Annotated in this window: 11 protein-coding genes; all 11 read left to right on the plus strand. The window is 57.3% G+C overall.

Going from position 1 to position 13,078, the window contains the following annotated elements:
- Positions 1-53 precede the first annotated feature (53 nt).
- Positions 54-512, plus strand: a complete 459-nt coding sequence (trmL, locus tag ACTLLP_RS01540; RefSeq protein ID WP_441060083.1) for a tRNA (uridine(34)/cytosine(34)/5-carboxymethylaminomethyluridine(34)-2'-O)-methyltransferase TrmL — start codon at positions 54-56, stop codon at positions 510-512.
- Positions 513-518: 6 nt separating this feature from the next.
- On the plus strand, positions 519-1,259 hold the full coding sequence (locus ACTLLP_RS01545) for a C40 family peptidase (protein WP_441060085.1): 741 nt from the start codon (positions 519-521) through the stop codon (positions 1,257-1,259).
- Positions 1,260-1,273: 14 nt separating this feature from the next.
- The gene (locus tag ACTLLP_RS01550) at positions 1,274-4,687 is read left to right on the plus strand and encodes a DNA polymerase III subunit alpha (RefSeq protein WP_441060086.1); all 3,414 of its coding nucleotides are present in this window, start codon (positions 1,274-1,276) and stop codon (positions 4,685-4,687) included.
- Positions 4,688-4,750: 63 nt separating this feature from the next.
- Positions 4,751-4,987 carry a trp RNA-binding attenuation protein MtrB gene (gene mtrB, locus ACTLLP_RS01555; protein WP_441060087.1) on the plus strand — a complete coding sequence of 79 codons (237 nt, stop codon included), beginning with the start codon at positions 4,751-4,753 and terminating at the stop codon, positions 4,985-4,987.
- Between the two features lie 22 nt (positions 4,988-5,009).
- Complete coding sequence (locus tag ACTLLP_RS01560; RefSeq protein WP_441060088.1) at positions 5,010-5,198, plus strand: glutamate decarboxylase; 189 nt, start codon at positions 5,010-5,012, stop codon at positions 5,196-5,198.
- A gap of 48 nt (positions 5,199-5,246) precedes the next feature.
- Entirely contained in the window at positions 5,247-6,053 is an 807-nt protein-coding gene (gene accD, locus ACTLLP_RS01565) for an acetyl-CoA carboxylase, carboxyltransferase subunit beta (protein ID WP_441060089.1), read from the plus strand.
- Positions 6,054-6,071: 18 nt separating this feature from the next.
- Positions 6,072-7,043, plus strand: a complete 972-nt coding sequence (locus tag ACTLLP_RS01570) for an acetyl-CoA carboxylase carboxyltransferase subunit alpha (protein ID WP_441060090.1) — start codon at positions 6,072-6,074, stop codon at positions 7,041-7,043.
- The gene (gene pfkA / locus ACTLLP_RS01575; RefSeq protein WP_441060092.1) at positions 7,044-8,006 is read left to right on the plus strand and encodes a 6-phosphofructokinase; all 963 of its coding nucleotides are present in this window, start codon (positions 7,044-7,046) and stop codon (positions 8,004-8,006) included. It abuts the gene before it with no gap.
- A 5-nt stretch (positions 8,007-8,011) separates the two neighbouring features.
- Positions 8,012-9,784 (plus strand): pyruvate kinase, encoded by a 1,773-nt coding sequence (pyk, locus tag ACTLLP_RS01580; RefSeq protein WP_441060094.1) that lies wholly within the window; start codon positions 8,012-8,014, stop codon positions 9,782-9,784.
- 15 nt (positions 9,785-9,799) lie between these two features.
- Positions 9,800-10,393, plus strand: a complete 594-nt coding sequence (locus ACTLLP_RS01585) for a DedA family protein (RefSeq protein WP_441060096.1) — start codon at positions 9,800-9,802, stop codon at positions 10,391-10,393.
- Positions 10,394-10,469: 76 nt separating this feature from the next.
- Positions 10,470-13,073, plus strand: a complete 2,604-nt coding sequence (locus ACTLLP_RS01590; RefSeq protein WP_441060098.1) for a ribonucleotide reductase barrel domain-containing protein — start codon at positions 10,470-10,472, stop codon at positions 13,071-13,073.
- The last annotated feature ends 5 nt before the right edge of the window (positions 13,074-13,078 follow it).

Consider the following 13,078-nt stretch of genomic DNA (forward strand, 5'->3'; position numbering starts at 1 on the left):
GGGATAAGGATATTATTAACTTGGCGATGGTGAGTGATCGAGGGGCACATGGGATGCATATAGTTCTAGTGGAGCCGGAGATTCCGGCCAACACTGGTAATATCGCGCGAACCTGCGCGGCTACCGGTGCCACCTTGCATCTGATAAAGCCACTCGGATTTTACACTGATGACCGCCACCTGAGGCGCGCGGGGCTCGATTATTGGCACCTGGTCGAAGTGGTGTACCATGATAATTTTGCTGCTTTTTGTAACTCTTATCCAGAGGCTCAGCTTTTTCTGACCACTACCGAAGCTAAGAGGTGGTACACTCAGGTTACATATCCTCCCGGCTCTTTCTTGGTGTTCGGTAAGGAGAGCACTGGCTTGCCGCCGGAAATTCTAAAGGCCTTTCCTGATCGGTGGATACGCATCCCCATGGTATCCGAAGCACGCTCCTTGAACCTGTCCAATGCGGTGGCCATTGTGCTCTTTGAGGCTTTACGCCAGCAGGGTTTTCCAGGTATGAGGTGATTGTTAATGGTGGTGGGTTGGCCCTGCACCGGGGTGTATGAGCGTCCCGATTTCACCGCTCCCTTGGTCACCCAGGCGTTGCTGGGAGAGCCAGTGCTGGTGATGGAGCGGCAGGAAGATTGGCTCCGCGTATGGGTGGCCGATGGTTCCGGAGGCTGGGTGCAGCGCCGAGCTCTGACGCCTTCGGTTCCGGTCACGGGAGAGCCGGCGCTGGTAATAGAGCCTGTAATCCGAACGGGCTCTACCCGCCTCTACTTGGGGACCCAGGTGTGGGTCCAGGACGAAGACGGGGAGCGGTGCCGCGTGTCTTCCCCTGCCGGTTGGGAGGGGGAGGTGGCGGCTTCCACTATCTGGCCGTGGTCGCGCATGGCGGAGCGGGGCCGGGGCACCGTGGTGGTTGCCACGGCTTGCTCGTTGCTGGGGTCTCCTTACTTGTGGGGTGGGCTCACGTTGGAAGGGATAGATTGTTCGGGACTTAGCTACATAGCTTATTGGGCCAGCGGCTATCGCTTGCCCCGGGATGCCGACGAGCAGTTTCTGGCGGGGAGAAAAGTATCGCTGGCAGATTTGTCTCCGGGAGATTTGCTCTTTTTCACCACGGTGGCTCCAGGCGCCAGTCATGTGGGTATTTACTGTGGCCAAGGAAGGTTTTTAAATGCCCGGTCGCTTCAGGGTGTGAGCTGGGGCTGTTTGGACGATCCTTATTTTCGCTCCCGTTATCTGGGGGCTCGACGTTATCTGGCTTAAATTGGAGGCGGAGGATGAGGGATTTGGATTTTGTGCACCTGCATTTGCACACGGAGTACAGTTTGCTAGACGGCGCTTCCAGAATTAAGGATGTAGTTCGGCGGGCTCGGGAGCTAGGGCAGCGGGCCCTGGCGATCACCGACCACGGGGTGATGTACGGCATAGTAGATTTTTACCAGGCTTGCCAGCGAGAGGGCATCAAGCCCATCCTGGGCTGCGAGGTCTATGTGGCGCCCCGAAGCATGAGCGAGCGCACGCCCAAGGTGGATGACAATCCCTACCATCTGGTTTTGCTTGCCGAGAACGAGGAGGGCTATCGAAACTTAGTCGAAGTGGTTTCGCGAGCTTTCTTGGAAGGTTTTTATTATAAACCACGGGTGGACAAGTACCTTCTGGCCCAGAAGTCGAAGGGCTTGATCGCCTTGTCGGCGTGCTTGGCGGGTGAGGTTCCGGCTCATATACTGGCAGGCGATTTGGAGCGGGCGGCGGAAGCCGCTAGTGAGTATCAGGAGATTTTTGGCCGGGGAAATTTCTTCTTAGAGCTGCAGGATCACAATTTGCCGGAGCAAAAGACGGTCAACCAAGGACTGATCCAACTGGCTACTAAGATGGGTATACCTTTGGTGGCCACCAACGATGTTCACTATGTCAACCAGGAGGACGCCGAGGTGCAGGATCTTTTGCTCTGCATCCAGACCGGTAAAAGCATCAACGATCCAGATCGCCTGCGCTTTGGCTCCGACCAGTTCTACCTCAAATCGGCGGCGGAAATGGCTCGTCTTTTTCCGGATTTTCCAGAAGCGCTGCACCATAGCGTTGAGATTGCCGAGCGATGCGAAGTGCAGCTTAGTTTTGGTGAGTATCACCTGCCGGAGTTTCCCGTGCCCCCGGAGCACACGGCTGCTAGCTTTCTTAGAGAGCTGTGCTACCAGGGAGCTCTCCGGCGCTACGGTGAGCCTATACCGGCGGAGGTGAAAAACCGGCTGGATTTTGAGCTCCAGGTGATCGAGCGCATGGGCTATCCCCCTTATTTTCTCATTGTGTGGGATCTGGTGCATTTCGCCCGGCGGCGGGGAGTTATGGTGGGGCCGGGAAGGGGTTCGGCGGCGGGTAGCCTGGTGTCCTATTGCTTGGGCATTACCAGCATCGATCCTCTGCGTTATGGTTTGCTATTCGAGCGCTTCCTCAATCCGGAGCGTGTTTCCCTCCCTGACATCGATACCGATTTCTGCTTCGAAATGCGCGATCAGGTGCTGGAGTATGTGGCCCGCCGCTACGGGGTCGACCGGGTGGCTCAGATCGCTACCTTTTCCCAGCTATCGGCCAAAGCCGCTATTCGCGATGCCGGGCGAGCTCTGGGGATGTCTTACGCCGAAGTGGATCGAGTGGCTCGTCTGGTTCCGGGTGAGCCGGGTATGACGGTAACGCGGGCGCTGGAGAACTCGCCCGAGCTCAAAGAACTGGCTGACCGAGAGCCGTCGGTGCGCAAGCTGCTCAAGGTGGCCGAGCGCTTGGAAGGGATTCCTCGCCACGCTTCCACTCATGCGGCGGGGGTGGTGATAACTCCAGAGCCCCTGCTGCGCTTGGTGCCTCTGCACCGAATGCCTGACGGTACGGTGGCCACTCAATTAGCCAAAGAAGGGGTAGAAGCCCTGGGCCTATTGAAGATGGATCTGTTGGGGCTGCGCACTCTCACCGTGATCCGGGACACTCTGCGACACCTAGAGCGGCGAGGAGTTAAACTTTGCCCGGAGGAGTTGCCCCTGGACGACGAGAACACCTTTCGCCTGCTAGCCCGCGGAGATACGGTAGGGGTATTTCAGTTGGAGTCCGGCGGCATGAGAGCATTGCTGCGTTCTTTTTCCCCCTCCTGTTTTGAAGATTTAATCGCTCTGGTGGCTTTGTACCGCCCCGGACCCCTGGGAAGTGGGATGGTAGAGGACTTTATCCAGCGCAAGCACGGTCGGGTTCCGGTGGAATACCCTCATCCTTGGCTCGAGCCCATATTGAAGGAAACTTACGGGGTGATAGTGTATCAGGAGCAAGTGATGCAGATCGCCAGCCGACTAGCGGGCTTTACTCTGGGAGAAGCCGATCTTTTGCGCCGGGCTATGGGCAAAAAGAAACCGGAAGAACTGGCTGCCTTGCGTTCGCGGTTCGTGGCTGGAGCGGTGGAGCAGGGAGTAGAGGCCAAGTTGGCGGAAGAAATTTTCGACCGCATGGAATATTTTGCCGGTTATGGCTTCAACAAGAGCCACTCCGCTGCTTACGCCCTGGTGGCTTATCAAACCGCCTACCTCAAGGCTAATTTCCCGGTGGAGTACATGGCAGCGTTACTAACTTCGGTGCGCGACCGCTCAGATAAAATAGCGCTTTACGTGGAAGAATGCCGTCGATTAGGGATTGAGGTGTTGCCTCCTGATATTAACGAGAGTGAGCGGGATTTTAGTCCAGTGAATGCGCGTATACGGTTCGGGTTGGCCGCGGTGAAGAACGTGGGCGAGGGAGCGGTGGAAGCCATTTTAAATGCGCGAAAGGAAGGCCCCTTTCGCAACCTGGTAGATTTTTACCGGCGGGTGGACAGCCGGGCGCTGAACCGAAAAGTGATCGAGAGCTTGGCCAAGGCCGGCGCTTTTGCCTCTATGGGGCATACGCGCAAGGCGGTATTGGCTCAGATAGATGAGAGCTTGAAGCTAGCGACCCGCCTCCGGAACCACGATAACCGGCAGTTGCAGCCTTGCCTTTTTCCCGCGCTGGAAGAAGAGGTGGGGGAGCTCCGTCTGGGACTTAACGGGGAGGAATTCTCTCGCCGGGAGCTTTTGCGGCTGGAAAAGGAGATGTTGGGTCTATACCTCACCGGTCACCCTCTGGCCGAGTACCGGGATTTGCTGCGTCTTTTGGCTAACACTCAGGTGGCCGATCTGGCCGAGATGCATGAGGAGGAAGAGGTCACCTTGGGAGGCCTGGTTGTGGGAGTGAAACGCTTGCAAACCCGCCGGGGGGAGGCCATGGCGGTGGCGCAACTGGAAGATTTAACTGGGGCGGTAGAGGCGGTGCTCTTCCCCCGCGTCTATCAAGAGTGCCGAGGGTGCTTACGCCCGGAAGGGGTGGTACTGGTAAGGGGAAAGAGAAGCGGTGGGGACGGGGACCGGCTCCGTCTGGTGGTGGAAGAAATGCGCCTACTCGACCTCAGTAAAGTCCAGATGGTCTTGCAACTGCCACAGCAGGAAAGCGACTTCTTAGGGGATTTAAAGGAGGTGTTGCGGCAGTATCAGGGTTCTTGTCCCGTTTATCTTCGCCTGCCGGGGAAAAGCGCTCTGCGACGGATACCGCGGGAGTATTGGGTCAATCTGCTTTCTCCGGCGCTGGCCCGCCTTTCGGCCCTAGTGGGGGAAGATAATATCAAAATATTGTGGAATAAAAGGTAATTTTTAGTCTTGGCTTGTTCGTAAGTCCATGCTATCATACTGGGCAAAAGCGAGGGGATGGAAATGCAACCGGGAGAGTGGCATTGGATAATGGCCGATTACGTAGTTATCCGGGCGTTGGAAAATGGGGTAACCATTATGGGTTTGACGCGTGGACTTGATACCAAGTTCCACCACGCTGAAAAATTGGATAAGGGTGAGGTAATGATTGCCCAATTCACCGAGCATACTTCGGCTATCAAGATAAGGGGTCGGGCCGAGATTCTGACCAAACACGGTCGAGTGACTCCGGAAGCTTAAAAGTGGCGGTGGTGGGATAAGCATGTGGGCAGTGGTGTATCTGGCACCTAATCGGAAGGAGGCCGAAAAGATCAGGCGGTTTTTGTCTGAAGATGGTGCCTTGCTGGTGAAACTGAGACCGGTAGGGACGGAGAAAAGTTGCCAGGCCTATGAGGTGCTGGTGCCCGAAGCCGAGGTGGAGGAGGCCCTGGAACTTCTGGGGTTAAGTTGAGCCTGGCGGAAGGAGGTCTTCACCCTGTTTTTTCGCAAAACCAAGTATGTGACGCTGCAACCGGGGGAGAAGCGAGAACTCCCTGAGGGGCTGTGGATCAAATGCCCTCAATGCGGGGAAATACTTTACCATAAAGACATGGCCAAGAACCTGAAGGTGTGCCAGAAATGCGGCTATCATTTCCGTCTCACGGCCGCGGAGCGCTTGCATTTTACTTTGGATGAGAATTCCTTTCAGGAGTTGGAGCAAGATCTGGTAGCCGATAACCCCCTTAACTTTCCCGGTTACGCGGAGAAGCTGGCTCTAGCTCGCCAAACCACTGGGTTAACCGAGGCGATGGTGATCGGCCTGGGGGCTGTGGGTGGGCATGAGCTGGTGGTGGGGGTGTTGGATGCCCGCTTTATCATGGGAAGCATGGGGGCAGCGGTAGGGGAAAAGTTGGTGCGGGCTACGGAATTAGCGGTAGAACGGCGCTTGCCTCTTTTGGTTTTTGTCGCTTCGGGTGGGGCGCGAATGCAGGAGGGGGTCATTTCGTTAATGCAGATGGCCAAAACGGCAGCGGCCCTCGAGCGATTGGGGAGGGCGGGCATACCTTACATAAGCGTATTGACCGATCCCACCACCGGAGGGGTGGCGGCCAGCTTTGGGATGCTGGGAGATGTTATCTTAGCCGAGCCAGGAGCCCTTATCGGCTTTACCGGGCCCCGGGTGATCGAGCAAACTATCAGGCAAAAGTTGCCAGATGGCTTTCAGCGGGCTGAGTTCCTGCTGGAACACGGGATGCTAGACATGGTGGTGCATCGCAAGCAGATGCGCTGCACTCTCAATCGCCTTCTGCGCTGGTACCATTCTTAAGTGAGGAGCGGTGGATTTATGCCAACTTACCTTGATTTCGAGCAGCCGCTGGTGGAGCTAGAGAATAAAATCGCGGAACTCACCGCTTTCAGCCAGGACAAGGGGCTGGATCTGAGCGACGAGATCGAGCGGTTGCGCGAGCGCGCCGAAGAACTGAAGCGGGAGATTTTTACCCAACTTACTCCTTGGCAAAAGGTGCAGCTGGCCCGGCATCCTGATCGTCCTACGACGCTCGACTACGTTCATCTTCTCTGCGAAGATTTCATAGAACTCCACGGCGACCGCCTTTTCAGCGACGATCCGGCGGTGGTAGGGGGAATGGCTTGGCTAGATGGAAAAGCGGTCATGATTTTAGGCCACCAAAAAGGAAAGAATATGCGGGGCAACTTGCACCGGAATTTCGGGATGCCGCATCCGGAGGGTTTCCGCAAAGCCCTGCGGCTGATGCTGCAGGCGGAAAAGTTTGGACGCCCGATTATTACTTTCATCGATACTCCGGGGGCGCACTGCGGTATCGGGGCGGAAGAAAGGGGCCAGAGCGTTGCCATAGCCCAGAACCTGGCGCGCATGAGTTCCTTGAGGGTGCCTATCGTGGTGGTAGTGATTGGTGAAGGAGGGAGTGGGGGAGCGCTGGCTCTGGGGGTGGGCGATCGCATTTTGATGCAGGAGTACGCTATATTTTCGGTTATTTCACCTGAGGGATGTGCTAGTATCATCTGGAAGGACGCTACTAGGGCTAAAGAAGCAGCTGAAGCCTTGAAACTCACGGCTCCAGACCTTTATTCCCTGGGGCTGATTGATGAGGTGGTTCCCGAACCCATGGGAGGATCGCATCGCAATCGCGAGGAGGCGGCGGCTTTACTGCGCCAGGCGATCCTGCGCCATTTGGAAGAATTGCAAGCGTTGCCCCCAGACCAGCTCGTCTCCCAGCGCTACGATAAGTACCGTCGCCTGGGCTCTACATTTCGCTATGAGGAGGCTCAAGCTTAGATGCGGCGCATAGGGGTTTTCACCAGCGGCGGCGATGCCCCAGGAATGAATGCTGCCATTCGAGCTGTGGTGCGTAAAGGCATTTACGAAGGATGCGAGGTTTGGGGTATCCGACGGGGCTATGCCGGTCTCATCGAGGGGGATCTGGTGCCTCTGGAGTTGGGTTCAGTGGCCGACACCATCCACCGGGGTGGCACTATATTGCTCACAGCTCGCTCCCAGGAGTTCCTCGCCGAAGAGGGCCGGAAAGAGGCCTTTGCCTCGCTGCACCGGGCTGGGATAGAAGGCTTGATAGGTTTAGGAGGCGAAGGCACTTATAAGGGATTGCTTGCTTTCCACCGCGAAACCGGTTTTCCGGTGATAGGGGTGCCGGCTACCATTGACAACGACATCGGTGGCACCGACTACTCGATAGGTTTCGACACGGCGGTTAACAATGTTATCGATGCCATCAATAAGGTGCGCGATACGGCCACCTCACACGAGCGCACCTTTGTAGTGGAAGTGATGGGCCGCAACACCGGTTACATCGCCTTGACCGCTGGCCTGGCCGGAGGAGCGGAGTCCATCCTTGTTCCCGAGTTTCCGGTAGATCTGGACGCGGTGTGTCAGCGGCTGCTGCGAGGCATTCGCCGGGGCAAGCGGCATAGCATCATCGTGGTGGCCGAGGGGGTGGGACACGCTCCTTCCATTGCTCAGGAGATTAAGCAGCGCACGGGCTTGGAAACCAAAGCTATTATTCTAGGGCATATCCAACGTGGAGGCACTCCCACCGTCTTCGACCGAGTCCTCGCTAGCGTCATGGGGGCCAGGGCGGTAGAGCTCCTGCTGGCCGGGGAGAAGAAGGCGGCGGTGGGCCTGGTGGGCGGCGAAATTATGCACTGCGACCTGGAGGAGGCGCTGGCTACCGTCAAGAAAATCGATGAGGCCGTCTACAAGCTGGCAGAAATTTTGGCCATATAGGGCGGGTGAGTTGGGTGGTTTTACAGCACACCAAAATCGTTTGTACCATAGGTCCAGCGACGGAGTCACCGGAAACGCTGGCACAGCTGATCCGGGCGGGAATGGACGTGGCTCGGATTAATATGTCGCACGGCACCCAAGGGGAACACCGGCAGCGCATCCGCCTTCTTAGAGAGCTCGCCGAACAGCTGGGCAGGAATCTGGGTATCCTGGTGGACATAAGGGGACCGCGGATTCGTATAGGAGAGCTCGCTGAGGGCAAGGTTTATCTCCGCGAAGGAGAAGAGGTTCGGCTGGTTCCTGGGGATTTCCCCGGCACGGCGGATAGATTACCGGTTAATTACGAGGGGATCACTCAAGATCTGCGTCCGGGAGACGCGGTATTAATAGCTGATGGCTTGATCGGCCTGCGGGTGCTGGAGGTCACCCCCGAAGAAGTGCGGTGTCGGGTGGAAGCGGGGGGAGAATTGACCCCGCACAAGGGCGTCAACCTGCCAGGGATAAAGGTTAATTTGCCCTCGCTTACTGAAAAAGACCGGGAAGATCTTCGCTTCTCTGTCAGCGAGCAGGTGGACTTCGTGGCCCTCTCCTACGTGCGTAAGGCTGACGATGTCCTGGTGGCGCGTCGATTGCTAGAAGAATTGGGAGCCGGCCAGATATGGCTCATCGCTAAGATAGAGAATCGTGAAGGGATGGAAAACCTTCCTGCCATTTTGAAAGTAGCCGACGGCGTGATGGTGGCTCGGGGAGATCTGGGCTTAGAGATACCGCTGGAAGAGGTGCCCCTGGTGCAGAAACGCATCATCCTTCAGGCTAACGCCGCCGGAAAACCGGTGATCACCGCCACGCAGATGCTGGAATCAATGATTCACCATCCTCGCCCCACCAGGGCTGAAGTAACGGATGTGGCCAACGCTATCTTAGACGGCACCGATGCCGTTATGCTTTCGGGAGAGACGGCTATTGGCCACTACCCGGTGGAAACCGTAAGCACTATGGCCCGCATTGCTCAGCGCACCGAGGAAGCGTTCCCCTACGAAGAGGCTATGGTTCACCGCCAAGCCCTAGCGAGCAAACACACTGTCACCGACGCTATAAGCTACGCCACCTGTAACACCGCCAGGGATCTGGGAGCCGCCGCTATCATCACGGCTACCCAGACCGGGTACACCGCTCGCATGGTGGCTAAATATCGCCCCCGAGCTCCTATTCTAGCGGCCACTCCCGGGGTGGAGGTCAAGAGGCGCCTAGCTCTGGTCTGGGGGGTGCACCCTTTGTTGGTGGAGCGTATGGAGAATACCGACCAAATGACGGCTGAGGCGGTGCGGGCGGCTATGGCTTCCGGCTATATCAAATCGGGGGATTTGGTGGTAATAACCGCAGGGGTCCCAGTGGGAGTGCACGGAACCACTAATCTCCTAAAAGTGTACACCGTGGGTGACGTGGTGGCCCGAGGTATGGGGATAGGGGCGAAATCGGCAACTGGCAAGGCCCGGGTGGCTAAGACCGCTAAAGAAGCTTTGGAGAAGGTCCAGCCGGGGGACATTCTGGTGGCGCCGGCTACGGACAAGGAGTACATTCCTGCCATCCAGAAATGCAGTGGCATCGTTACCGAGGTGGGTGGATTAACTTCTCACGCTGCCATCGTGGGGCTGGAATTCGGCATTCCCGTGATCGTGGGAGTGGAAGGGGCCACGGCCATTTTGCAGGACGGGCAGCAAATAACTCTAGACGGGCAGAGAGGGATAATTTATCTGGGCCCGGCGCGGGCACTATAGAATAAGGGGGTCGGAATGGAAGAAACCATTATAAGTAAACTCTACGCCTTGGGTTTGGGGGGACTAGCACTGGGAAGTTTTCTGGAGGCGCTAGGAATCCCTCTTTTTCCCGGCGGGATTATGGTGATTCTGGCCGGTTTTATGGTGGCTCGCGGTTACTTCACCTATTCCAGCGCTTTAGCCGCCACGGTTACGGGCTTTGCCTTGGGTTCACTATTAGCCTACTTCGTAGGTCGCCGGGTAGAGGCAAGCCTATTCCCTTCCCTAGGACGCTGGCTTCACCTTCCTCTGGAGCAATTAGAGCGAGCTCGCTCTTATCTGTGCCGCTCTTCCCCTGGTTTCGTGTTGTTTGGGCGCTTTTTGCCGGGCATGGGTAATTTGGTTCCTTATCTGGCCGGTATGAGCCGGATTAGTCCGGGGCTTTTCCTTATTCTAACCCTTCTATTCGCCTCTGTTTGGGCGGCCCTTTATCTGGCCCTGGGACTGTTTTTCGGCTACGGTTGGCAACAGGCGGCGCGGAGGTTACAGCCCTTACTGTTGTTGGCGGGGGCGGCTGGGCTTCTGATCTACTGGCTACTTTTCCAGTACCGCCCCTGGCGTCGGTTATAGTTGGCTTGCTTAGCGAGGCGCAGGGAGCTATCATGATTGATGAACCTTTTAAAGCTTTTGCTGGGGCGGGGAGAGCTTGTTAAAGCTGGACGAGAACAGCCTAGTGATTTTAGCGGGGCGTTATTTGAAGCGGGACGAGCAGGGGCGGGTGGTGGAAAGCCCGGAGGAAATGTTTTGGCGGGTAGCGCGGGCGGTAGCCGAGGCTGAAGCTCGTTTCGGGGCTGACACCAGCCAGTTAAGTGGCTGGGCCCGGCGTTTTTTTGACCTTATGGCTAACCTGGACTTTTTACCTAACACCCCCACTCTAATCAACGCTGGTCGAGAGCTGGGACAGCTGGCCGCCTGCTTCGTTTTGCCTCTCGAGGATAGCATCGAATCGATTTTCGAGACGCTAAAGCACGCTGCGCTGATTCATAAGAGCGGTGGAGGAACTGGCTTTAATTTCTCGCGCCTGCGCCCCAAGGGGGACCCGGTACGCTCTACAGGGGGAGTGGCTTCGGGGCCGGTTAGCTTCATGCGAATCTTCAACGCTGCTACGGAGGAGATCAAACAGGGTGGCGTGCGCCGGGGCGCTAATATGGGGATTTTACGGGCTGACCATCCCGATATAATGGAGTTCGTGGCCTGCAAGGAGGAAGAGGGGGCGTTTCGCAACTTTAACATTTCGGTGGCGGTGCCCGACGCTTTTTTCACCGCTCTGGATCGTTCGCAAGAATGGAAATTGGTGTTTCGCGATAAAGTTTATCGACGCCTCCCGGCGCGCGAACTTTTTGATTGGATCGTGCAGCACGCGCACGCCAACGGGGAACCCGGGCTGCTGTTTGTGGATGCGGTTAATCAAGCTAACCCCACCCCGGCCTTGGGTCTTATTGAAGCGACTAACCCTTGCGTCACCGGCGATACGTGGGTTTATACGGGGCAGGGGCTGATACGGGTGCGCGATCTGGCCCAGAGGAAATGGTTGCCGCCAGTGGTGGCGGATAGCAGGGTTGATTCCAACCCTCTGGTTCCAGCGGTGGCAGCGTTGGCTACTGGACGCAAACCGGTCTTTCGTTTGCTCACCCGCGAGGGGTACCAATTGCGCCTGACGGCCGACCACCAGGTGCTGACTACTCGCGGTTGGGTGGCGGCCGAGAAGTTGCGGCCGGGCGATGGCCTCTTGGTGCTAGATCGCCCCGGTGGTTTCGGCCGGGAGGGGTCGTACGAGTTGGGATTGGCCTTGGGATGGATGTTAACAGCTAAGAAGGAATCCATACTGGTCCCCGTGGGGTCCGGTGGCTGGGGCGGTTTCCTTGAAACCAGGGAGGAAGGTCTCCGCATACCGGAGGAGGTCTTCACCGGGAGCAAAGAGCTGCAGCGGGGATTTTTGCAAGCACTGTTTAGCGCCTGGGGGGAGGTGAGTCTTTCCCCCTTGGCAGTGACATTGCGGGCTCCTGTGGAGGAGCTCTTGCTCGAGGCGCAGCGGCTGCTGCTTAATTTCGGCGTTCGTAGCTGCCTTTGCCGGGCGGGGAGGGCAGCGGAGCTCATCCTTACCAGGGGGGCGGTGGCGGCTTTTCACCGGGAGATCGGCCTGTTGCCGGGTGCGGAGGCTGAGCGGTTGGAGAGGGGCTTGATCGCAGCTCAACCGTTCCCAGATGAAGAGGAGCCGGCTCTGGCTCACTTCCAAGAACTGGTGTACGAGGGCGAAGAAACGGTTTACGACCTGGTGGTTCCTGGCGTCCACGCTTTTGTGGCCAACGGTCTGGTGGTGCATAACTGCGGGGAGCAGCCCTTGCTACCTTACGAGTCCTGCAACCTGGGTTCAATCAATTTGCTGAACATGGTGGAAGGTAACGGTTTATCCTGGGAGAAGCTACGGGAAGTGGTTCACTTGGCAGTGCGCTTTCTCGACGACGTGATTGAGGTCAACCATTTCCCTGTGCCGGCCATTGCTGCTGCCACCCGTCGCACGCGCAAAGTCGGGCTGGGCGTAATGGGGTGGGCTGATGCCCTTTTCCGCTTGGGGATTCCTTACGATTCCGAAGCCGCTCTGGCTCTAGCGGAGGAGGTTATGAGTTTCATACGCAAGGAGGCTCGTGTGGCCTCACGTCAGCTCGCCGAGGAAAGGGGTCCTTTCCCCTCCTGGGAAGAATCGATTTATCACCCGGAGTTACCGCTGCGCAATGCTACTTTGACCACTATCGCTCCCACGGGGTCGATCAGCGCTATCGCTGGCGTCAGTCCCGGTATCGAGCCGGTCTTTGCCTTGGTGTACCGGCGGGTGGTGCTGGACAACCGCGTATTGCTGGTGGTGGATAAGGTGTTTCGTGAGTATTTAAAGCGTAATTTTACCCCGGAGCAAGGGGAGGCGATTATGTCCGCGGTGGCTCAGACCGGTAATCTTTCCTCTGTCGCGGCTGAGTTCGGCCTGCCGGAAACCGCGCGACGCCTTTTCCGCACCGCGTTGGAAATAACTCCGGAATGGCATTTGCGGCACCAGGCAGCTTTTCAGCGCCATACCGACAACGCAGTGAGTAAAACGATCAACTTACCGAGGGAAATAGCGCCGGCGGAAGTAGCCCACATTTTCCGAATGGCTTTCGAACTCCGGGTGAAGGGGATTACCGTCTACCGCACCGGCTCGCGCCGGGAGCAACCCCTGCTTCTGCCCGCTACTTGCCGTCCCTGCCATGCAGGGTGAGGTGC

Origin of the sequence: Desulfothermobacter acidiphilus (genome assembly GCF_052073645.1) — a bacterium.
Classification (GTDB): Bacteria; Bacillota; Desulfotomaculia; order Desulfotomaculales; family Ammonificaceae; genus Desulfothermobacter; species Desulfothermobacter acidiphilus.